This window comes from Ketogulonicigenium robustum, assembly GCF_002117445.1.
Lineage (GTDB): Bacteria > Pseudomonadota > Alphaproteobacteria > Rhodobacterales > Rhodobacteraceae > Ketogulonicigenium > Ketogulonicigenium robustum.
This window is the reverse complement of sequence record NZ_CP019937.1, coordinates 1,724,363-1,746,138: the sequence shown is the minus strand read 5'-3', so window position 1 is coordinate 1,746,138 and position 21,776 is coordinate 1,724,363. Positions and strand designations below refer to the sequence as shown.

The following is a 21,776-nucleotide window of genomic DNA, read 5'->3' as shown; positions in this document are numbered from 1 at the left end:
CGATCAAGGGAGAAGGTTTTTGGGTAACGCTCGGAATATCGGTTTTATTGTCGTTATCTTCCTGTTGCTGCTTGGGTTGTTTCAAGTGTTTCAAGGCGACAACGGCAACAGTGCGGCGAACAGCCCGCGCTATTCCGATTTTGTCGCGGCAGTCGACGCCGGAAATGTCACCAGCGTGACGCTGAACGGCGAACAAGTTGTCTATCGCACCACGGATGGCCGTCAGATCAGTACGATCCGCCCGTCCGATGCGCAGACTACGCAAATGCTGCTGGAAAAGAACATCCCGTTCGAGGCGCGCAGCCAAGAACAATCGACCCTGCAGGCTTTCCTGCTGTCGATGCTGCCGTTTGTGCTGCTGATCGGTGTGTGGATCTATTTCATGAACCGCATGCAAGGCGGCGGCAAAGGCGGTGCGATGGGCTTTGGCAAGTCGCGTGCCAAGCTGCTGACCGAAAAGCAGGGGCGCGTGACGTTTGACGATGTTGCCGGTATCGACGAAGCGCAAGAAGAGCTGGAAGAAATCGTCGAATTTTTGCGCAATCCGCAAAAATTCAGCCGCTTGGGCGGCAAAATTCCCAAGGGTGCCCTGCTGGTAGGCCCGCCCGGTACCGGTAAAACGCTGCTGGCGCGCGCGATTGCGGGCGAGGCTGGTGTACCGTTCTTCAGTATTTCGGGGTCGGACTTTGTCGAAATGTTCGTGGGTGTCGGCGCAAGCCGCGTGCGCGACATGTTCGAACAAGCCAAAAAGAATGCGCCTTGCATTTTGTTCATCGACGAAATCGACGCCGTCGGCCGTGCGCGCGGCGTGGGCTATGGCGGCGGGAATGACGAACGCGAGCAAACCCTGAACCAGCTGCTGGTCGAGATGGACGGTTTTGAGGCTAACGAGGGCATCATCATCATCGCCGCGACCAACCGCCGCGATGTGCTGGACCCTGCGCTGCTGCGCCCGGGTCGTTTCGACCGGACGATCCATGTTTCGAACCCCGACATCAAAGGCCGCGAAAAGATTCTGTCGGTTCACGCCCGCAAGGTGCCGCTGGGCCCAGATGTCGACCTGCGCATCATCGCGCGCGGCACGCCCGGTTTCTCAGGGGCCGAGCTGATGAACCTGGTGAACGAGGCGGCACTGCTGGCCGCGCGCGCTGGCCGCCGCTTTGTCGGGATGATCGATTTCGAAAACGCCAAGGACAAGGTGATGATGGGTGTCGAGCGTCGCTCGATGGCGATGACGCAGGACCAGAAGGAAAAGACCGCTTTCCACGAGGCTGGCCACGCGATCGTCGGGCTGAAGCTGCCGAAGTGTGACCCTGTCTATAAAGCCACAATCGTGCCGCGTGGCGGTGCGCTGGGGATGGTCGTCAGCCTGCCCGAAATCGACAAGCTGAACTACCACAAGGAAGAAGCCGAACAGAAAATCGCTATGACGATGGCCGGCAAAGCTGCCGAGATCATCAAGTATGGCGAGGAAAACGTCTCCTCTGGCCCTGCGGGTGATATTCAGCAGGCCTCGTCGCTGGCGCGCGCCATGGTGATGCGTTGGGGCATGTCGGACAAGGTCGGCAACATCGACTACGCCGAGGCACATGCCGGCTACCAAGGTGGCGGTAGTGCAGGTGGCCTCTCGATTTCGGCTCATACGAAAGAGCTGATCGAGGAAGAGGTGAAGCGAATTATCGACGAAGGTTACGTCAATGCGCGCCAGATCATTCTGGATAACTACGAGGAGTTCGACCGCTTGGCGAACGGCTTGTTGGAGCATGAGACGCTAACCGGCGAGGAGATCGGGCGGGTGATGCGTGGCTTGCCGATTGGCGGCAGTGATGATGACGGCACCGGCCCGGCACCATCCTCGGTCACGGCTGTGCCTAAAACCCGCCCGCGCCGTGAAAACGACACGGGGCTTGAACCCGAACCGACCGCTTGATGACAAAGGGCCGCTTTACGCGGCCCTTTTTCTTGTCCGCGTCGCGTGCCTGCGCTAGGGGAAGACAACATCAGGCAGGGCCGAGGGACAGATGAAAGATCCGGTTACCCTTACGAACATGCGCGCGCTGCGGGCCGAGATTGATCGGCTGGATGCGCAGATCGTGGCCGATTTGGCGTATCGCGCCACGCTGATCGACCGCGCCGTCGTCCTGAAGCCCACTGAGGGTTTGCCCGCCCGCATTGATGCGCGTGTGGAAGAGGTTGTGCGCAATGTGCGTGCGCATGCGCGCGCAAAAGGCTTGGATGACGCGTTGGTTGAGGACCTCTGGCGGCGGTTGATCGATTGGTCGATCGCGCGTGAAGAGGTTGTTCTGGGAAAGGGAGACGGGGCATGAGCGCCACGATCATCGACGGAAAGGCCTTTGCGGCCGTTGTGCGCGCGCAGGTAGCGACGCAAGTTGCTGCCGCCAAAGCCGCGACAGGGCAGGTGCCCGGCCTTGCGGTGGTACTGGTCGGCGAAGACCCTGCCAGTCAGGTCTATGTGCGCAACAAGAACCGCCAGACGGTTGAAGTTGGCATGAACAGCTTTGAACACAAGCTCGCCGCCGAGACTGCGGAAGCCGATCTGCTGGCGCTGATCGCGCAGTTGAACGCCGATCCGGCCGTCGACGGGATATTGGTCCAGCTGCCGCTGCCGGCGCATATGAACGCCGAGGCGGTGATTAATGCGATTGATTCCGCAAAAGACGTGGACGGGTTTCATATCGATAACGTGGGCAAGCTGGTGACGGGCCAAAAGGCCATGGTGCCCTGCACGCCGCTGGGCTGTCTGATGCTGCTGCGCGATACGCTGGGCACGCTGGAAGGGCGCGACGCGGTGGTCATCGGGCGCAGCAATATCGTCGGCAAGCCGATGGCGAACCTGCTGCTGCGCGATGGCTGTACCGTCACAGTGGCCCATTCACGCACCGCGAACTTGCCCGATGTTGTCCGCCGTGCCGATATTGTGGTTGCCGCCGTGGGCCGCCCCGAGATGGTCAAAGGCGATTGGATCAAACCCGGCGCGGTGGTTATTGATGTGGGGATCAACCGCGTCCAACCTGCCGGCGCCGAGAAGGCCAAACTGGTGGGCGACTGCGATTTCGACAGCTGCGCCGCCGTGGCCGGTGCGATTACGCCTGTTCCGGGCGGTGTCGGGCCGATGACCATTGCGTGCCTGCTGGCAAACACGCTGACGGCTTTTTGCCGCCGCCACGCTTTGCCCGAGCCCGAGGGGCTGACTGCCTAAACCTCGACCCAGAAGGTTACGGGGCCGTCATTGGTCAGGCTGACTTGCATGTCGGCCCCAAACTGGCCCGTCGCGCAGGGTATTTGCAGCGCGCGGCAGGCTGTCACGAACGATTCGTAGAGCGCATTGCCGCGCTCGGGCGGGGCGGCATCGGAAAAGCCGGGGCGGTTGCCCTTGGCGGTATTCGCGGCGAGTGTGAATTGACTGACGATCAGCGCCGCGCCGCCCGTATCGGCCAGCGACAGGTTCATCTTCCCTGCATCATCGCGAAACACCCGCAACCGCGAGATTTTGGCCGCAAGGCGCGCGGGGGCGGTATCGTCGTCACCCTTCATCGCGCAGACCAGAATCAGCAAGCCCGCTTCGATCTGGCCAATGACAGATCCATCGACGCTGACGCTTGCGGCGCTGACGCGTTGGATTACAGCGCGCATAGCTGTTCCCGCGTCGGGCCGTTCGCGCCGGCATGCGAGACGCAGTAGCCGGCCGTGCGGCTGGCCTGCAGCATCGCGGCGTGCAAATCCTCGGCCGACAAAGTGGCAAGACCTTCTTTGCTGAGGAGGCCCGCATCGAACAGATAGGCCAGCGCGCCCGCGTTGAAGGTATCGCCCGCGCCGATGGTGTCGACCACCTGTGCAATCTTCAGGGCGGCCACGGCGACGCGGCCACCGCAGGCGCTGAAGCCCCGCGCCCCGCGGCTGTCCATTGTCAGCAGTACCAGTTTCGGGCCCATGTCCAAAATGCGCTGCGCCTCGGCTGCCACATCGGCAGGGCCCGAAAGCCAAGCAAGATCGTCCTCGCTGAGCTTGACGATATCGGCGCGGGCGATCATGCGATCCAGCCGCGCGCGATAGGCTGCCTCATCCGTGACAAGGCCCGAGGAGAACAGGCTGGGGCGGATATTGACGTCCAGCATGGTTACGGCGGTCGCAGACACTTGTTCCTGAAACGCCTCGAACACCGCGCCGCAGGGATCGTAGGCCAACGAGATGCCGCCAAACAGGTAGGCGCGTGCAGGGGCACTGGGGATATCGCTTTGCGCGATCATGCGGCCGGCGGTGTTTTCGTCGTGAAAGGAATAGACGGCGCGGCCGTCGATTAGGTGGGCAAAGGCCAGCGTAGTCGGCAGCGGGCGGCGAGCGGCGTGGCGCATATCGACCCCCTCGCCAGTGGCATGGTCGTGCAGCATCTGCCCGAAGGGGTCATGCGATAGGCCCGTAAACATGCCGACCGGCGTGCCCAGCCGCCCCAGCGCGATGGCGGTATTCAAGGCCGCGCCGCCAACCGTCGGCACATAGGCATCGCGGCCCGCCGTGTCGGTGGTGGGCAGCATGTCGATCAGGCAATCGCCGCAGCACAGGATCATGTTTGCCTCAACTATTCTGGCCCAGATAAACGACGCCGGCGGCCAGAATGGCCAGCCCCAGCACAAGGAAAAAGATCTTCCACGGCGACCATGGACGCTCGCCCTTGACCTTGCCGGTTTGGGCATTGACGACGAAGCGATAGGTTTTGTCACGGTATTTGTAAGCCGCAACCCAGATGGGCAGCAGAATATGCTTTAATGTGACATCGTTGAATTCGGTGTGCAGCTGATCGACCTGTTGGCGGTCGCCCCCGATATCGCGCCGCACGTCCTGTTCGATCACGTTGCGCATCTTTTGTTGCCCGATGCTGAAGCCGCCCTCGGGGTCGATCTCGTATCCCTCGGCGCGAAAGCCCGACAGAAACTGCGGATCATAAGGAACCAGCGCCGACAGGTCCCATGGTTCGAGCGCGTCGGTATAGGCACGGGGTAGCGCGTTTTCGGCCAGCACTAGCACATCGTCGAAGCTGCGCGCGACGCGCCCGCGCACAGACGTCCAGCGGATCTTCTGGACCTGTTCGGTCTGGCGTTTGCCGTCGCGCATGACGGTGCGGGTCTCGTAATAAATATCGCCGCGGCGTCCGGTGTATTGGCTGTGCGTGTTCGAATCGAATGTCCAATAGGGCACATAGATGCCCGACATCGCGCGCCCTTTGCGGGCGTATTCCTGCAAGCCGTTGGGGGCGAGCCAGAGACTACCCAGCCATTTCGTCATCGACTGCCGCGCTGCGTTTTCATCCAGCGCAAAGGGCACCAGCGCCTGTGGTTTGATTTGCCGGTGGCTGCCGGTATCGGTGACCACGGGGGTTGCGCAGAACGGACACAGCGCCGCATGCGTGCCTTCCTTGAATTCGCTGCGCGCGCCACAATTGGGGCAGGTGATGAATTTGGTGACTTCGAATTCGGCGTCGCGCACCAGATTTTTGATGACGAGGTTATAGTCCAGTTCGCGCAGCGCTTCTTCGAAATTACCGGTGTGCGAGATGCGCTGCACGTGCCCGCAATGCGCGCAGCGCAGTTCGGTTTGGCCGGGGGCAAACGTCAGGTTCGCGCCGCATTGCTCGCATGGGAAGCGGTGCTCCTCGGGGGCGGAATCAGGGGCAGTGCTGCGGCCGCGGCGCGGAATATTGGGAATGTCGGTCATGATCTGGCTGCGTCGTTGGGGGTGGCGGGCGTGACCGCCCGCCGAAACATGTTAGACGCCGGGTGGGGGCGGCGGCGGTTGGATGGTGAACAGCTGGGCCAACTGGTTGACCTCCTCGGCGCGTTTCCAGCCGTCTTGGCCGGCGGTCCAAACATGTGTTTCACGTGTCAGCTCGCCATTTTGGGCCATGCGCCCCAGATCGGCGCGCGAGAACGGGCCCGTTGTCTGGCCGTTTTTAGCCAAGTGCCAGACCTGATCGGCGGGCGGCGGCGGGGGCGGCGCAGCCGTAGTGGCCTGCGGCGCGGTGCCCCACGGGCCAGCGATTCCGCCCCCCATGCCGATGCCGATCCCCATGCCCATGCCTGCACCGGCAGCGCCGGGGTTTGATGCGGCAGCGGTCATCGCCTCGGCCGCCGAGAACTGGGCATAGCGGTTCAGATCGCCGACGATTCCCATCGAGGTGCGCTTGTCCAGCACCTTCTCGACCTCTTCGGGAAGCGAGATGTTTTCGATATAAAACTCGGGGATGATCAGCCCATATTCGGCCACAATCGGGGCGATGGCGTTGGTGATCATCTTGCCCAGATCAGCCGTATTTGCGGCCATGTCCAGCACAGGGATCTGGCTGCCCGCCAAAATACGGCTGACCGCCTGCACCACAACGTTGCGTATTTGCAGGCTGATTTCATCGGTGGTGAACTCGCCGTCGGTTCCGACGATCTCGCGGATGAATTTGGCGGGGTCGCTGACCCGCATCGAGAAGCTGCCGAATGCGCGCAAACGTACCGGGCCGAACTCGGGGTCGCGGCACATGATGGGGTTTTTGGTGCCCCATTTCAGGTCGTTGAAGCGGGTCGTATTGACGAAATAGACTTCGCTTTTGAAGGGTGACTTAAAGCCATGATCCCAGTGCTGCAGGCTGGTCATGATGGGCATGTTGTTGGTTTCCAACATATAAAGCCCGGGGCCGAACACATCGGCCAGCTGCCCTTCGTGGATGAACACCGCCGACTGCCCTTCGCGCACCGTCAGCTTGGCGCCGTATTTGATCTCGTGGCCCTCGCGTTCGAAACGCCAGACCATGGTGTCGCGGGTGTCGTCCGTCCAGTGGATGACGTCGATGAACTGGCCGGACAGGAAATCAAGAATGCCCATGGGGGTCTCCTTCGGTTGCGTCTGCGCCGCGGCTTCAAACCGGGGGCGGCGAGATAATCTCGGTTGCGATTTGGCGCACGATGGGCGTGGCCTGATCGATGGTCATGCCGGGCCGCAGCCTGCGGTCGTACAGGATTTTCAGCATCATTTCGTCCTGCAGGGTCAGCAGGGCGAATTCCTCGCTATCGTTGAAGATCGACGGGCGCACGGTCACGTCGTCATTGGCGAGCCCAAGGCCTTGGGCCAGCTCCTCGTGGATGCAGGCGCTGCGCATACGGTCGGGGTGTTCGGCGCGGATCAGGGCGACGGCGCGGCTGTACGTGTAGTTGCTGGAGGCATCGGCAAACGCGATCACCAGACACAGCGTGCTGCGGTCGGGGTGCATCAGTGCCAGCAATGCGCTTTCGCTGATGCCGGGAATGAATGTGCGCAGTTGGGCTGCCGCGCCCGGTCTGTCGTCCTCGCCCAGAAACATCACAAGGTAGTTCGGGTCGTCCGACTGTTCGATCTGAAGGCCGGTGATATTTTGCAATCGCCCGAAATAGGCCGATACCTCGGCCTGATCCTTGTTGCGCTGCGCCCTTGGCACGGTTTGGCCGAAAACCATCTGGTAGCGCACCGGCTGTTCCCAGCGACGCAGGCGCGATTCTGTCGTGTTTGGCGAAAAACGGCTGCCGAGGTCGGCATATTCGTCGTAAAGCGCGATGCGAATGAAGTTACGGGCCAGAATCGTGTCGGTAATATCGACCTCGGGCCCGCCATCGGTGCGCAGCAGGTTGCGCGCCAGCAGATCGTTTTGCAGGCGGCGATAGTATTGCGCCAGCGCCTGGCTGGTCGCCGATGGGGCGACGACGGCGGGTTGCGCGGGGCGCGCAGGCGGCAACGCGGGTGCGACCGCAGGGGTGGGCGGTGCCTCGGGCGCAGGGGGGGTGGGGGTGCAGGCGGCAACGAAAGGCAGGGCCAGAAGCCCTGCCATCCCATAGGTAAAAGGCCGCCCGCGCGTTTGCATCAGGCCGTCGGGGCCGTGCGGGCTTTGGCCGACACCAGCGTATCGCGCAGATCCGCCTCGAGGCGCTGCAGGTCAGCCTCGGCTGCGGCGCGCTTGGCTTTGCCTTCGTCGGCGATTTGCAGGCTTTCGTTGATCGTGGCGATCAGGTTGGCGTTCGCCGCCTTCACAGCCTCGATATCGAAGACGCCGCGCTCGATCTCGGTGCGGATCGCCTTGTTGGCCTCGCGCAGGTGTTCGGCGTTCTTGGTCAGCAGATCGTTGGTCAGATCGTTCGCGGCTTTGACGGCCTTCGCAGCCTCGGATGAGCGCTGGATCGTCACGGCTTGCGCCAGCTGGGTTTCCCACAGGGGCACTGTGTTGACCAAGGTCGAGTTGATCTTTGTGACCAGCGACTTGTCGTTTTCCTGCACAAGGCGGATCGAGGGCAGCGACTGCATCGTGACCTGCCGTGTCAGCTTCAGGTCGTGCACGCGGCGTTCCAGATCGTCGCGGGCGGCGCGCAGGTCGCGCAGTTCCTGCGCTTTCAGGATGGCTTGATCCTCGGGCGCGGCGTTGGCCTCGGCCTCTTTGGCGGGGATGACGGTGCTGTCCAACTCGGCCAGCTTTTCATCACCTGCGGCGATATAAACCGCCAGTTCGTTATAGAAATCGAGGGTCTTCTCGTAGAGCATGTCGAGGCTCTCGATGTCTTTCAGCAGCACGTGTTCATGCTTGAGGAGATCATCGGAAATCTTGTCGATCTGGCCTTGGACTTCCTCGAAGCGGGCAACGAATTTGGCCATCGGCGCGGCGCGGCCCAGCAGCTTTTCCCACCAGCTTTGCTCGCGTCGCACATCCAGCTCGCTGACCGAAAAGCCGCGGATGGTGGTCACCATATCGCGCAGGCTGTCGCCTGCGGGGCCCACGTCTTTGTTCTTCACGCCCTGCAGCATGGCTTGGCTGATTGTTTGCAGTTCAGCCTGCGCGCGCGAGCCGAAACCGATGATCGACTGCGTTTCCGTCATGTCGATTTCGGCCATACGCTTGCGGATCTCGTCCGATTTCGCGCTGTCTGCTTGGGCCAAGGGGACAATCTCGGCAGCGGGCTCGGGCAGGATGGTCGCAGTGACTTTCGCTACATCTTGCAGCGTCGCGGCTGCGGCCTCGCGGATGGTTTCTGACATGGGAACCTCGTTCAAGGGGGTTATTCGGTGGGGATGCCTTCGCGCTGCAACCGCTCGCGCAGGACTTTGATTTCTATATCCATATCCGCACGGCCATCGCTAAGCATGCGCGTGGTCGAGGCGGTGAATTGGGTCTGCAGGTCGTCCAGCAACGTCTCGTAATCGGTGCGGGCAGTTGTATCACGTGTGCGCCGATAGAGGTCGACAAATTTCACCGTCGCATCACGCGCACCCATCAGATAGACGCCCAAGAATTTGCGGGCAGCCGTGAGATCGCGCGGGTCTTCCTCGACCGTGCGGATCATGCGGCGAGCGGACAGGGCGACCCCCTCGACCTTGGCGGTCAGGGCGCGGTCGTTCAACGTGGTGATCTGCCCCTGCATCACGCCGAGGTAGCTTTCGGCCTCGTCCACGATGCGCGCCACGCGGTTTTGTTGAAAGGCATCAATCCCTTCGGCGCGCTTGTCGCGCAGCGGGTCAACGCCGAACGCGCCCAACGTCAGTACGCTGGCAATCACGCCGTAGACTACGCCGAATACTGGCGCCGTGCCGGCGGAGATTGCCATCAACGCCGTGCCAAGGCCAAAGCCCACCGCCGCCATGATCTTGCGCGGGATTGCGGGGCGGCGCGCGATGGTACGGGCATCGTAGGCGGCTTCGGCGCGCAGCCCTTCGCGCATCAGCCAAGCGGCCAGCAAGATGAACGCGGCACCCGACAGGCCCGCAGCCATCCCCAGCGCACCGCGCCCTAGCGACAAAATCGCGACGATAAACGCCGGGATGAACAGCACGTTCGCCCGTGCCCCCGCCTTGTCGACGCGCCGGGTTTCGGCGCGTGCGTCGCGCAGCGCGGCTTTCGCGCCGGGGATCTTGTCGTCATCATGGGGCGTGGGCGAGTATTTTCCACCGTATTCACGTGCCATAATCAGCCCCCGATCCAGCCGAGGGAGACGCCAAACAGCAGTGCAACCAGCAGTCCGTAACAGGCTGTTCGTAAAGTCCGTGGCATTCGTCGTCCTCACCCTGCGGGGCCAGCGCCCACTCATGTTTCGAAATTAGGGTGTTACGGCGAAACGGCAAGGCACATCATGCGTAAATTGGCGCCTTTACGCACAAAAGGCACCCCGAAGGGTGCCTTTTGTATTTAGTCGCGGCTACGCGGCTTGGGCGGGCGACGCGGCCCGTCGGTGCGCGGGCCATCTTGACGTGGGCCGTTAGAACGGGGCCCATCGCTGCGGGGGCCCTTGCTGAACGACCCACGCTTGTCACCATCACCGCGCGGCTTGAACTCGCCACGGGGTTTGAAGCCACGGTCGCCGCCCTCGCGGTTGCGGTCACCGAAGGGGCGGTCGCCTGCGGGTTTGTCGCCGCGCGGCTTGAACTCGCCACGGGGTTTGAAGCCACGGTCGCCGCCCTCGCGGTTGCGGTCACCGAAGGGGCGGTCGCCTGTGGGTTTGTCGCCGCGCGGTTTGAAATCGCCACGCGGCTTGAAGCCACGGTCACCACCTTCGCGGTTACGGTCACCGAAGGGGCGGTCGCCTGTGGGCCGGTCGCCGCGCGGTTTGAAATCGCCACGCGGCTTGAAACCACGGTCACCGCCCTCGCGGTTACGGTCACCGAACGGGCGGTCGCCTGTGGGCCGGTCTCCACGCGGTTTGAAATCGCGATTGCCGCCCTCGCGATTACGGTCGCCATAAGGCCGGTCGCCGTCGGGTTTACGGTCGAAGCGCGGTTTGCCAAAACGCGATTGCTCGCCCTGCGGGCGCTCGTCGCGGGGTTTGTCAAAGCGGGGGCGCTCGCCATAGGGGCGATCTTCGCGCGGCTTGTCGAAACGCGGCTTGTCGAAGGACTTGCGTTCGCCGAACGGCTTGTCGCTACGCGGCCGGTCGCCCGTTGGGCGGTCACCGCGGGGTTTGTCGAAGCGCGGTCTGTCGCCTGTGGGGCGCTCAGCACGGGGTCGATCGCTGCCAAACCGGTCATTACCAAACCGATCGCCGCTCGGCCGATCGCTGCGCGGCTTGCGGTCGTAGCCGCCGCGGCCACGGTCGTCATCCTCGCGCGGGGGGCGCGGGGTCGCGGTGCGCGACGAGAATGCGCTGCCACGGCTGAAGCCCGGGCGGCTGAAACCTTCCTCGCCGTCATCGACCGGCGCGGGGCGGCGGCCCTTGGCGGCGGGGGCAGGCTTCTGGCCATTGCGCATCACGCGGCGGTCGCGCTGCAATTCGGGCTCGTCCATATCAAGGCCAAGCTGATCGCGCAGGATCTTGCGCCGCACTTCCTGCACGGCGCCGGGCTCGAGCGTGCCGAGCTGGAACGGCCCGTACGATACGCGGATCAGGCGGTTCACCACGAAGCCGATGGCTTCCATCACGCGGCGGATTTCGCGGTTCTTGCCTTCGCGCAGGCCAACTGTCAGCCAAGCGTTCGCGCCCTGCTTGCGGTCGAGGGCGACCTCCATCGGCTGGTAGACCACGTCATCGACGGTGATGCCGGCGCGCAGGGGGGCCAGATCAGGCTCGGTCACGTCGCCGTTGATACGCACACGGTAGCGGCGCAGCCAGCCGGTCGTCGGCAGCTCCAGCTTGCGCTTCACCTCGCCATCGTTGGTCAGCAGCAACAACCCTTCGGATGTCAGGTCAAGGCGGCCGACAGTCATGACGCGGGGCATGTCTTCGGGCAGGTGGTCGAAAACGGTGTCGCGGCCCAGTTCGTCCTTGTTGGTCGTCACAAGGCCGCTGGGCTTGTGGTAAAGCCATAGGCGCGGCGGCTCGGCAGCGGCAACGGGCTGGCCGTCGACGGCCAAACGGTCGCGGGCGGTCACGTTGGTCGCGGGCGAGGTGATGACCTTGCCGTTGACGCTGACGCGGCCGTCAATGATCATACGCTCAACATCGCGGCGCGAGGCAACGCCCGCGCGCGAGAGCGCCTTTGCAATACGGTCGCCTTCGGGGGCGGCGTCTTCTGCTGTCGCTTTGGTGTCCGATGCCTTGGGGGTTTCCGTGGCGTCGGTTGCGGCTGCAGGGGTATCTGTCGGGGGAATGGTGGGGTCCTGATTCATTCGCGCCTCTTACTGCTTTGTCTTTGCCCTTGCCAGAGCGATCCGCGTGGGGTCATGAAGAAAGAATGCAGTTCCGATCTTACATGAGCCTAGCGCTGGAGGAAGCCCGCTTGGCCGCGATGCGCGGCGAGGTGCCGGTTGGGGCGGTTGTGATCGACCCTGCAGGGCAAGTTGTGGCGCGCGCAGGGAATCGCACGCGCGAACTTTCGGACCCGACCGCCCATGCCGAGGTGCTGGCGATCCGCGCGGCATGCGCGCAGATCGGGTCCGAGCGCTTGGTGGGGCATGACCTTTACGTGACACTAGAGCCATGCCCCATCTGCGCGGGCACCATTGCGGCGGCGCGTATTGCGCGGCTTTATTACGGGGCCGACGATCCGAAATCGGGCGGTGTCGTGCATGGCGCGAGAGTGTTTTCACACCCACAGTGCCATCATCGCCCTGAAATATATGGCGATTTTTCTGCGCCCGAGGCCGAGGCGCTGCTGCGCGGATTTTTCGCCGCGCGCCGGCGTGCGGGCGTGGCCGAGCCTGAGTGATGGTGCAACTGACTGGCTGGCGCTTTAAAAACGGCTGAAAATCAAGTTCTTGCAATCATGGCAACTGATAGGCCATCTTGTGCCGACAAGACTCTGGCACGGGATACGTTGGCAAGCCGTCACTACCGCGGTTTGCCGCCGACGCGTAACTTGATATTAACCGAGTCGTTACCTAGTCCAAGGCGAGATCGTATGACACTTGCACAGCCCGTTTTCTCCCGTCGGTCGGCTTTGGCCGCACTCGGCGGATTCTCCCTCGTGGCCGCTTGCGCGCAAGTGCCTGAAATTGCAGCGCAACCTGAAGAACAGATCGCCGGTATTCCCGTGTCCCAGATCGTCGAGGGATATGGATTGCTTGAGGATGAGGGCTTCCGTCTGCCGCCGATTCCCCCGCGCTATCTGCAAGGTGTTAACCGGCGCATGCTGATCGCATATCCGGGAACGCAGCGCGCCGGCACGATCGAAATCGACCCGAACGCAAAGTTTCTTTACTGGGTACTGCCCGACGGCATGGCATGGCGCTATCCGATTGGCGTCGGTATCGAAGGTCTGGGCCTGCGCGGCGAGACCGTGATCCAGCGCAAGGCCAAGTGGCCGGGTTGGACGCCGACCGCCAACATGTTGCGCCGCGATCCCGAACTGTACGAACCCTTCCGCCGCGGCGTGCCCGGTGGTCTGGCCAGCCCGCTGGGGGCCCGCGCGTTGTATCTGTATCGCGGTGGCCGCGACACCTACTACCGTATTCACGGCACCAACGATCTGGAATCGATTGGTAATTCGGGTTCTGCCGGCTGTATCCGCCTATTCAACCACGACATCATCCACCTGTATGAGATGGTGCCGAACAGCACCCGCGTGATTATCCGCAGCTATAACGAATCGGTTCGGATCGAAGGGGCCGCGATGGCCAACCGCGGGATCGAGCTCGCCCCTTACATCATCACCCCCGAAGAGCTGTTCAATGGCGAGTCCGGTCACCGCGCTGACGAGCTGGCTTCGGTTTCGGGGCGCGGGTAACGGCTGAAGGAAGGGCGAGCAATGCTGAAAATAGTGAAGTGGGTGTTGGTCCTGCTGCTCGCCCTAATGGTCGGCGGGGTGTTGCATTACAACCTGCCGCGCCACGATATCGTGCGGGTGATCGGCACCGAAAACCGCCGTGTCACGCCGGGTATGAATGCGATTTTTTGGTCGAATGCCGAGCCGGGCAGCGGCTCGCGCGAGGTGAGGGACGTGTTCTTCATCAACACGGCCCTGCCCAACGGCCGCGAGAAGGTCTTCCGCAACGAAGACACCGGCTGGGGCTGGCCGCCGTATTACAAATTCAGCGCCTTCGATATGCAGGCGCAGGTCGCGAATATGGTCTCTACCGCCGACGCGCCGCGATGGGTGGCTGTGCGCCACTATGGTTGGCGTAACCAGTTTTTGACCATCTTCCCGAACGCCGTGAAGGTTTGGGAAGTGCCTGGGCCCGATACGCGAATCATCCCGTGGTTCAATATTATCTTCCTGACGCTGCTGGTTGCGGTCGTTTGGGCGATCACTGCCCGCGTTATTCGTTTCCGCGACCGGCGCCTGAAGCCGGCGCTGGATCGTCTGGACAAGCGTGTCGACGCGCGGCGGGCAGGGATGTCGCGCTGGTTTAGAGGGAAGTAATCGATTATGGCGGGTATCGGACACAACGGCGGCCCGGCGCAGGGCGACGGTTTTCTACGCCACTGCTGGCGCGCTGCGCGGCGCGAATTGCTGGGCGGCGGCGCCCTGCCGATTGAGGTCGTGCGCCAGCGCGTTGCGCGCGCCAAGGCACTGGGGCTTCCCTATAAAACCTATGCCGGTGTGCGGGCCACGACGGGGCGCGATTTGGTGGCGTTCCTGTATTCATCGAACGCGCTGGGCGTGTTCCGCACGGGCCAAGCGATCGAGCCCGTACAGTTGGGGCAGCTGCGCGCCAGCGCTGCGCAGCCGCATCTGGGGCTGTCTGGCCGCATGATTGACGGGCTGGCGGCGCGGATGGGGGCGGTATCGCAGCTTGACCTGCCACGTTTTGGCGAAAGCTGGGGGCAGATGCGCGGCGACATGAAAGGATGGTTGATGGCGCAAGGCCTGCCCGGCGATGCCGTGCTGATGATCGGCGAGACCGACCACGAGCGCGAGGTGATGGCGGCAGCAGGGCTGGCCGGGTTCATTTCTGGACAAAGCTTCTGGTCGGCGGGTGCCGGGCGTTGACCTTGCTTGCCGAATGGGGCAAGGGACGGCCCCTGTAGGATTGACGCAAAGAGGTATCCCGTGAGCACGAATCGTGATGAACAACGCCGGATGCGCTCGGCCGCGCGGCTGTACGCGGTGCAAGCGTTGTTCCAGATGGAAGCGGCCGATATTTCCGCCGCGCGCGTGACGCGCGAGTTTGAAGATTTCCGTTTCGGCGCCGAGCTGGACGGCGAGGAATTCGTCGAGGGCGATGCGCCGCTATTCCGCACCTTGGTGAATGATGCGGTGACCAACCAAGCGCAGATCGACCAGATGACCGACCGCGCGCTGGTGACTAAATGGCCGATCGCACGTATCGACCCGACCTTGCGGGCGCTGTTCCGCGCCGCCGGGGCCGAGTTGATGCTGAAGGAGACGCCGCCCAAAGTGGTGATCGTGGAATATATGGATATCGCCACGGCGTTTGCCGATGATCCCAAGGAAGCACGGTTCGTGAACGCCGTGTTGGACCATATGGCCCGCGCCGCGAACCCCGACGCATTTGCCGACTAACGATTATCGGGGCGCCCATGGCGCCCCTTTCCATTTTAGTCGAGCGGGCCACCCTCGATATTGGACAGCAAGCCCTTCATGATGCGGCTGCCGTCTTCCTTCCAAAGACCATCGTACCATTGCTGCGTGACGGCCATGTCGAACCCGTGGGTTTCGGCGGCGCGGCGGCGGGCGCGCAGCACCCATTCGCCCGCGCGGGGCGCACGGCGGTTCTGGTAACGCACCAGCGCATCCTCGACACCCAGCGTATTGGTTTGCAGCGAAATCGCCAGCGCGACGGCGTCCTCCATCGCCATGCAGCCGCCTTGCCCGATGTCGGGGCTGGTGTTGTGCGCGGCATCGCCCAGCAGCGCGATGCGCCCCTTGGTCCATGTGTTGAAGGGCGTGATGTCGAAAATTTCGACACGGTTGGTGCGTTCGGGTTCGATCGCGTCGATCAGCCGCTGAACGGGCGGCGCGAATTTGGCGAATTGCTGGCGCAGCTCGTCTTTATAGGCGCTGCGGTCCATCGCGACACCGGCGGGCATCGGCACGTCGAAGAAAAAGTAGAACCGCCCCTCGGACACGGGCATGACCGAGGCCCGCTTGCCCTCGGCGACGAATGTCGTCCAGCGGTCGGCGGGGGCGATGGTTTCGTCAATCGCCACAAGGCCGTTGAAGTTGACATAGCCCGCGTAATCGCGCGGCAGCACTTCGCCCAAGACATGGCTGCGGATAATCGAATGCGCGCCATCGGCGCCGATCAGGTAGTCGCCGCTGACTATTTCGCCATCGGCAAAACGGGCGAAAACCGTGTCGCCCTCTTGCCAGACCTCGGTCACGGCGCGGCCGAGGTGGATGTTGTCTCGGCCGAATTCGTCCATCAGCATGGATTGCAGCTCGGCGCGGGCCACGGGGTAGGCGCGCTGGCCGGCGGTGTTATAAACCGGCGACAGGTCGAAGGCGGTCATGGTTTGGCCGCTGTGCCCCTCGAGGTAGGCCATGCTGTCCATCTGGCCCCCCAAAGCGCGGACCTGCTGTTCCAGCCCCAGATAGTTCAGGCACTTCACGCCGTTCGACCACAGCGAAAGGGCCGCGCCAACCGGGCGAATGTCGCGCACGCGTTCATAGATTTCGACGTTGTGACCAATGCGGCGCAGCGCGATGCCGGCGCAGAGGCCGCCCATGCCCGCACCAATGATAATCGCCTTCATGAAACCCTCGTGCGTTCTGCGATGATATACCGTAGGGCGCGGCGCGCCCGTCGCGGGTATGTTGGCGGCCCCTGCGGGATAAGTCCACAGATTCACGGGATGTGCCGCAGCGTCGGCTTCGGCGCTGCCCGAAGTTGCAGCGCCGCCCGCAGTGCAGTAGCAACAAGCTGTCAGACAGAGAGGCACCCATGCGCACAGGCCTGTACCCCGGCACGTTCGACCCCGTCACATTCGGGCATCTCGACATCATCACGCGGGCGCTGCGCGTGGTGGATCATTTGGTGATCGGCGTGGCGGTGAATGCGGGCAAGGGGCCGTTGTTCACGCTGGCTGAACGCGTGGCGCTGCTGCAGGCCGAGGTTACGGATTTGCCGGATGGCGCAGCCGCGCGCATTACCGTGCAACCGTTCGAGACGTTGTTGGTGGATTTCGCGCGCGATGTAGGGGCGCAGGTAATCATACGCGGGCTGCGCTCGGGTGCGGATTTCGAATACGAGGCGCCGATGGCCGCCATGAACGCCGTGCTGTCGCCTGCGATTGAAACCGCTTTTCTGATGGCCGCCCCGCAGCATCAGGCCGTCGCATCGCGTTTGGTGAAAGAGGTGGCGCGGCTAGGCGGCGATGTCACCGCGTTTGTCCCCGCAGGCGTCGCGCAAGCGCTGCGGGAAAAGTTGGGCTAGGGTGCCCCGCAAGACACCCTAGCGCCGGTCTCAGATCAGCTTGCCAATGGCGACAGCCGTGTCCGACATGCGGTTCGAGAAACCCCATTCGTTGTCGTACCACGACAGGATGCGCACCATGTTACCGTCCAGCACCTTTGTTTGGTCCAGCGCGAAAACCGACGAATGCGAGTCGTGGTTGAAGTCGCTCGAGACCAGCGGCTCGTGGGTGTAGCCCAGAATGCCCTTCAACGGGCCGTCAGCGGCGGCGATGATGGCGGCGTTCACTTCCTCGACGGTGGTCGGGCGGGCGGCTTCGAACGTCAGGTCGACGACCGACACGTTCGGCGTCGGCACGCGGATCGATACGCCGTCAAGCTTGCCCTTCAGTTCGGGCAGCACCAGGCCTACAGCTTTGGCCGCGCCGGTCGAGGTCGGGATCATTGAAAGCGCCGCTGCGCGTGCGCGGTACAGGTCTTTGTGCATGGTATCCAGCGTCGGCTGGTCACCGGTGTAGCTGTGCACCGTGGTCATGAAGCCTTTGGTGATACCGATGGTGTCGTTCAACACTTTGGCGACAGGCGACAGGCAGTTGGTGGTGCACGACGCGTTCGACACGATCAGGTCTTCGGCGGTCAGCGTGGCATCGTTTACGCCGAACACGATGGTCTTGTCGGCACCGGTCGAGGGGGCCGAAACCAGCACGCGCTGTGATCCGTTTTCAAGGTGGATCTTGGCTTTGTCGGCGTCGGTGAAGATGCCAGTGCATTCCAGCGCGATGTCGACATCGCCCCAGGGCAATTCGGCCGGGTTGCGGATAGCGGTCACGCGGATCGGGCCACGGCCGGCGTCGATCGTGTCGGCGGTGGTCGTCACGGTGCCGGGGAAGCGGCCATGGACCGAATCGTAACGCAGCAGGTGCGCGTTCGTTTCGACCGGGCCAAGGTCGTTGATCGCGACAACCTCGATATCGGTGCGGCCCGATTCAATGATCGCCCGCAAGACGTTGCGCCCGATGCGGCCGAAGCCGTTAATCGCCACTTTCACAGCCATTTTGAACCCTCTTTTGACGGTAGCAGCGGGCGGAATGCCCGCGTTGCGGTCACCTTTGCGATTTCCTGCGAAAGGTCAACCGCGCGGGCGTCTTGCGCCCCATGTTAACGCCAAAACTCGACCCAGTGCAGCAGATCAAGGAAGCGCCGCCCCAGAAAAATCGTCGCAATCCCCTGATTGAACAGAAGATCCGCGGCCAACAACAGCAGAATGACCGATCCGAAGATGATGGCGAGTTTGTTCGTCATGGCTTTCTTTTACGCGCGATGCCAAGCTGAGGGGAAGGAGGAGTTGCAGTCAATTGCACCCTTTGTGAATTTTATCTGAAACGGAGCGCAGGCATGAGCGGATTGTTGGCTTTGTTGGATGATGTGGCGGCCATTGCCAAGGTGGCTGCTGCCTCGATCGACGATGTGGCGGCGCAGTCATTAAAGGCGGGGACGAAGGCAGCCGGGTTGGTGATCGACGATGCTGCGGTGACGCCGAAATATGTTCACGGGTTTTCGGCCAGCCGCGAATTGCCTATGATTTGGCGCATCGCCAAAGGGTCGATCCGTAACAAATTGGTTATTTTGCTGCCGATTTTGTTGGTGCTAAACTACTTCGCGCCGTGGATCATCACGCCGCTGCTGATGCTGGGCGGGTTGTATCTGTGCTATGAGGGCGCCGAGAAGGTTTTGCACTACTTCCGCCCCGCCGCCGATCATGCCCAGGCCGAGGTCGACAGCGGCGATCCGGCCCAGCTAGAGGAAACCCGCGTCGCGGGGGCGATTAAAACCGACTTGATCCTCTCGGCCGAGATCATGGTCGTCTCGCTTTCCGTGTTGGAAACCGACACCATCTGGATGGAGGCCGTGATTCTGGCCGCCGTCGGTTTGGCGATTACGGCCCTTGTCTACGGCGGCGTGGCGCTGATTGTGAAGGCCGACGACATCGGCGCGGCGTTGAACCGCAATGGCCGTCTGGCGGCGACGCGCGCCTTTGGCCGCACCTTGCTGCGCGGTATGCCCAAGGTGCTGAGCGTTCTGTCCTTCGTAGGGACGTTGGCGATGCTGTGGGTGGGCGGCAATATTTTGACGCATGGCGCGTCTGAAATGGGCTGGCCGGTGGTCTACAATGCTATCCACCACGCGGCGGTCGCTGCGGGGCAGGCGCTGTCGGCAGCGCAAGGGTTTGTGGAATGGCTCGTGACCGCGCTGCTTGATGGTATCATCGGCCTAGCAGTCGGGTTGGTCGTGGTGGCCGTCACCGCGCCGTTCCTGCGCAAGGCCCACTAAAGCAAAGGCCCCGCGCAGGTGATGCGCGGGGCCGTTTTTTTAGCCCAGCAGGGCCTTGGCTTTTGCGGTGACATTGGCCGCCGTAATGCCGAACTTTTCAAACAGCAGCTCGGCCGGGGCCGAGGCTCCGAAGCCCTCCATCCCGACGAAAGCCGCTTTCGCCTCGCGGCCACGCTCGCCCAGCAGCAACCAGTCCCAGCTTTGGCGCACGCCAGCCTCGATCGCGATGCGCGCGGGGCCTGCGGGCAGCACGCGCTTGCGGTAGGCTTCGTCCTGCGCGCGGAACAGTTCCATCGAGGGTACCGAGACAACGCGCGTGCCGATGCCAGCCGCTTCCAGCTGCGTGCGGGCCGCCATCGCGACTTCTACTTCCGAGCCGGACGCCATCAAGATGACTTGGCGCTTGCCGGTCGCTTCGGCCAGCACATAGGCGCCCTTGGCGGTCAGGTTGGTGCTGGTATGGGCCGTGCGCACGGTCGGCAGATTCTGACGCGACAGCGCCAGCACAGACGGGGTGGTGGTCGAGGTCAGCGCGATTTCCCAAGCCTCGGCGGTTTCAACCGTGTCGGCGGGGCGGAAGACATAGGTGTTCGGCGTTGCGCGCAGCATCGACAGATGTTCGACCGGTTGGTGGGTCGGGCCGTCTTCACCAAGGCCGATGGAATCGTGCGTCATGACGTAGATCGTCGGTACACCCATCAGTGCCGACAAACGCATCGCGCCGCGGGCATAGTCGGTGAACGCCATGAACGTGCCGCCATACGGGCGCACGCCGCCGTGCAAGACCATGCCGTTCATCGCGGCGGCCATGCCGTGTTCGCGGATGCCGAAATAGACGTAGCGGCCCTTGCGATTGTCGGGGCCGAACGTGCCCAGATCTTTGGTCAGCGTGTTGTTCGACCCGGTGAGGTCGGCCGAGCCGCCGATGGTTTCCTTCATGATCGGGTTCACGACCTCGAGGACCATTTCCGAAGACTTGCGCGTCGCGACTTTCGGGGCGCTGGCGCTGACGTCTTTTTTCAGGGCGCGGATCTTGGCCGACAGCGCCTTGGGGGCTTCCATGCGGAAGATCCGCTCAAAATCGGCCTTTTTGGCGTCGGACAGGGTGTTGAAGCGGGCTTCCCACTCGGTGCGGGCAGTTGCGCCGCGCGCGCCCATGGCTTCCCATTCGGCTTTGATGGGCGCGGGAACTTCGAAAGCGGCGGCTGTCCAGCCATAGGCGGCCTTGGTGTCGGCGATCAGCTTGGCATCGGTCAGCGCGCCGTGGCCTTTCGATGTGTCCTGAGCCGACGAGCCCAGCGCGATATGCGTTTTGCACGCAATCATCGAGGGGCGCTTGTCCTTTTTCGCCGCGATAATGGCCGCGTCGATGGCAACGGGGTCGTGACCGTCGATTTCCTGCACATGCCAGCCGGATGCGGCAAAGCGGGCAGGCTGGTTGGTGATGTCGGCAATTTCGACCTTGCCGTCGATAGTGATGCCGTTGTTGTCCCAAAATACGATCAGGTGCGACAGCTCTTGCTTGCCGGCCAGGGCGATCGCCTCTTGGCTGATGCCTTCCATCAGGCAGCCGTCACCCGCGATGACATAGGTATAGTGGTTGATCAGGCTGGTGCCGAAACGGGCGCGTAGGTGTTCTTCGGCGATGGCGAAGCCGACCGAATTGGCGATGCCCTGACCCAGCGGGCCGGTCGTCGTTTCGATCCCGGCGGCGTGGCCGTATTCGGGGTGGCCGGCGGTGCGGGCGCCCCATTGGCGGAAGTCCTTGATTTGCTGCAAGGTAATGTCTTCGTAGCCGGTCAGATACATCAGCGCATAGACCAGCATAGAGCCGTGGCCAGCAGACAGGATGAACCGGTCGCGGTCGGCCCAGCGCGGGGCTTTGGGGTCAAAGCGCAGGTGCTTTTCGAACAGAACGGTCGCGACGTCGGCCATGCCCATCGGCATGCCGGAGTGGCCGGAGTTGGCGGCGGCGACGGCATCCAGCGTCAGGGTACGGATGGCGGCGGCCTTCATCCAGTGGTCAGGGTGTGCGGCGCGCAGGGCTGCGATATCCAAGGCAGTGATCCTTACATCGGGGAACGGCGTTCCAACCGTCATACCAGCCAGCGGGCGCAGATCAAGGGTAACCGCAGTTTGATCCTGTCGCAAAAGCATGCCAAACTGCGCGCACAATGCTGGCG

Annotated in this window: 22 protein-coding genes; 10 read left to right on the top strand and 12 right to left on the bottom strand. The window is 63.0% G+C overall.

Annotated features, from left to right (window positions below):
• The first annotated feature begins 19 nt into the window (after positions 1-19).
• From ftsH to folD, 3 genes are all read left to right on the top strand, one after another.
• Positions 20-1,930 carry an ATP-dependent zinc metalloprotease FtsH gene (ftsH, locus tag BVG79_RS08645; RefSeq protein ID WP_085786531.1) on the top strand — a complete coding sequence of 637 codons (1,911 nt, stop codon included), beginning with the start codon at positions 20-22 and terminating at the stop codon, positions 1,928-1,930.
• A 91-nt stretch (positions 1,931-2,021) separates the two neighbouring features.
• On the top strand, positions 2,022-2,327 hold the full coding sequence (locus tag BVG79_RS08640; RefSeq protein WP_085786530.1) for a chorismate mutase: 306 nt from the start codon (positions 2,022-2,024) through the stop codon (positions 2,325-2,327).
• Positions 2,324-3,220, top strand: coding sequence for a bifunctional methylenetetrahydrofolate dehydrogenase/methenyltetrahydrofolate cyclohydrolase FolD (gene folD, locus BVG79_RS08635; RefSeq protein ID WP_085786529.1), 897 nt, complete (start codon positions 2,324-2,326; stop codon positions 3,218-3,220). Before BVG79_RS08640 ends, folD begins: the two co-directional genes overlap by 4 nt.
• Here folD and dtd read toward each other — a convergent pair.
• The 8 genes from dtd to BVG79_RS08595 all read right to left on the bottom strand — a co-directional run bounded on the left by dtd (position 3,217) and on the right by BVG79_RS08595 (position 12,115).
• Positions 3,217-3,654: a D-aminoacyl-tRNA deacylase gene (gene dtd, locus BVG79_RS08630; RefSeq protein ID WP_085786528.1), complete on the bottom strand. Its 438-nt coding sequence runs from the start codon at positions 3,652-3,654 to the stop codon at positions 3,217-3,219. The two genes, folD and dtd, sit on opposite strands and share 4 nt — an antisense overlap.
• Positions 3,642-4,586 (bottom strand): carbohydrate kinase family protein, encoded by a 945-nt coding sequence (locus tag BVG79_RS08625; RefSeq protein ID WP_085786527.1) that lies wholly within the window; start codon positions 4,584-4,586, stop codon positions 3,642-3,644. Before BVG79_RS08625 ends, dtd begins: the two co-directional genes overlap by 13 nt.
• Positions 4,587-4,593: 7 nt before the next feature.
• Positions 4,594-5,730, bottom strand: a complete 1,137-nt coding sequence (locus BVG79_RS08620) for a primosomal protein N' (replication factor Y) - superfamily II helicase (protein ID WP_085786526.1) — start codon at positions 5,728-5,730, stop codon at positions 4,594-4,596.
• A gap of 51 nt (positions 5,731-5,781) precedes the next feature.
• On the bottom strand, positions 5,782-6,885 hold the full coding sequence (locus BVG79_RS08615; RefSeq protein ID WP_085786525.1) for an SPFH domain-containing protein: 1,104 nt from the start codon (positions 6,883-6,885) through the stop codon (positions 5,782-5,784).
• A 34-nt stretch (positions 6,886-6,919) separates the two neighbouring features.
• Positions 6,920-7,894: a DUF2927 domain-containing protein gene (locus tag BVG79_RS08610; RefSeq protein ID WP_085786524.1), complete on the bottom strand. Its 975-nt coding sequence runs from the start codon at positions 7,892-7,894 to the stop codon at positions 6,920-6,922.
• Positions 7,894-9,057 carry a toxic anion resistance protein gene (locus BVG79_RS08605; protein WP_085786523.1) on the bottom strand — a complete coding sequence of 388 codons (1,164 nt, stop codon included), beginning with the start codon at positions 9,055-9,057 and terminating at the stop codon, positions 7,894-7,896. Before BVG79_RS08605 ends, BVG79_RS08610 begins: the two co-directional genes overlap by 1 nt.
• Positions 9,058-9,077: 20 nt before the next feature.
• The gene (locus BVG79_RS08600) at positions 9,078-9,980 is read right to left on the bottom strand and encodes a 5-bromo-4-chloroindolyl phosphate hydrolysis family protein (RefSeq protein ID WP_157115662.1); all 903 of its coding nucleotides are present in this window, start codon (positions 9,978-9,980) and stop codon (positions 9,078-9,080) included.
• Positions 9,981-10,201: 221 nt separating this feature from the next.
• Positions 10,202-12,115 (bottom strand): pseudouridine synthase, encoded by a 1,914-nt coding sequence (locus tag BVG79_RS08595; protein WP_085786521.1) that lies wholly within the window; start codon positions 12,113-12,115, stop codon positions 10,202-10,204.
• Positions 12,116-12,180: 65 nt separating this feature from the next.
• On the opposite strand from BVG79_RS08595, the gene BVG79_RS08590 reads away from it, so the two are divergent.
• The 5 genes from BVG79_RS08590 (at position 12,181) to nusB (ending at position 15,411) form a co-directional block, all read left to right on the top strand.
• Positions 12,181-12,654, top strand: a complete 474-nt coding sequence (locus BVG79_RS08590; RefSeq protein WP_085786520.1) for a nucleoside deaminase — start codon at positions 12,181-12,183, stop codon at positions 12,652-12,654.
• 192 nt (positions 12,655-12,846) lie between these two features.
• Positions 12,847-13,671 (top strand): L,D-transpeptidase, encoded by an 825-nt coding sequence (locus BVG79_RS08585; protein ID WP_085786519.1) that lies wholly within the window; start codon positions 12,847-12,849, stop codon positions 13,669-13,671.
• A 21-nt stretch (positions 13,672-13,692) separates the two neighbouring features.
• Complete coding sequence (locus BVG79_RS08580) at positions 13,693-14,307, top strand: DUF1523 family protein (protein ID WP_085786518.1); 615 nt, start codon at positions 13,693-13,695, stop codon at positions 14,305-14,307.
• A gap of 6 nt (positions 14,308-14,313) precedes the next feature.
• Positions 14,314-14,877, top strand: coding sequence for a hypothetical protein (locus BVG79_RS08575; RefSeq protein WP_085786517.1), 564 nt, complete (start codon positions 14,314-14,316; stop codon positions 14,875-14,877).
• A gap of 90 nt (positions 14,878-14,967) precedes the next feature.
• Positions 14,968-15,411, top strand: coding sequence for a transcription antitermination factor NusB (gene nusB, locus BVG79_RS08570; protein ID WP_085786516.1), 444 nt, complete (start codon positions 14,968-14,970; stop codon positions 15,409-15,411).
• 35 nt (positions 15,412-15,446) lie between these two features.
• On the opposite strand, the gene hpxO is transcribed toward nusB, so the two are convergent.
• On the bottom strand, positions 15,447-16,604 hold the full coding sequence (hpxO, locus tag BVG79_RS08565) for an FAD-dependent urate hydroxylase HpxO (RefSeq protein WP_085786515.1): 1,158 nt from the start codon (positions 16,602-16,604) through the stop codon (positions 15,447-15,449).
• Between the two features lie 188 nt (positions 16,605-16,792).
• Between hpxO and coaD the strand changes: the two genes are divergently transcribed.
• A complete protein-coding gene (gene coaD, locus BVG79_RS08560; RefSeq protein ID WP_085786514.1) occupies positions 16,793-17,284 on the top strand; it encodes a pantetheine-phosphate adenylyltransferase in 492 nt (163 codons plus the stop codon).
• Between the two features lie 30 nt (positions 17,285-17,314).
• Here the strand turns inward: coaD and gap are convergent, their stop codons facing one another.
• Positions 17,315-18,316, bottom strand: coding sequence for a type I glyceraldehyde-3-phosphate dehydrogenase (gene gap, locus BVG79_RS08555; protein ID WP_085786513.1), 1,002 nt, complete (start codon positions 18,314-18,316; stop codon positions 17,315-17,317).
• A gap of 104 nt (positions 18,317-18,420) precedes the next feature.
• Positions 18,421-18,564, bottom strand: a complete 144-nt coding sequence (locus BVG79_RS13665; RefSeq protein WP_198167833.1) for a hypothetical protein — start codon at positions 18,562-18,564, stop codon at positions 18,421-18,423.
• Positions 18,565-18,657: 93 nt separating this feature from the next.
• Between BVG79_RS13665 and BVG79_RS08550 the strand changes: the two genes are divergently transcribed.
• Positions 18,658-19,593, top strand: a complete 936-nt coding sequence (locus BVG79_RS08550; RefSeq protein WP_085786512.1) for a DUF808 domain-containing protein — start codon at positions 18,658-18,660, stop codon at positions 19,591-19,593.
• A gap of 39 nt (positions 19,594-19,632) precedes the next feature.
• On the opposite strand, the gene tkt is transcribed toward BVG79_RS08550, so the two are convergent.
• Positions 19,633-21,651, bottom strand: a complete 2,019-nt coding sequence (tkt, locus tag BVG79_RS08545; RefSeq protein WP_085787333.1) for a transketolase — start codon at positions 21,649-21,651, stop codon at positions 19,633-19,635.
• Positions 21,652-21,776: the final 125 nt, after the last annotated feature.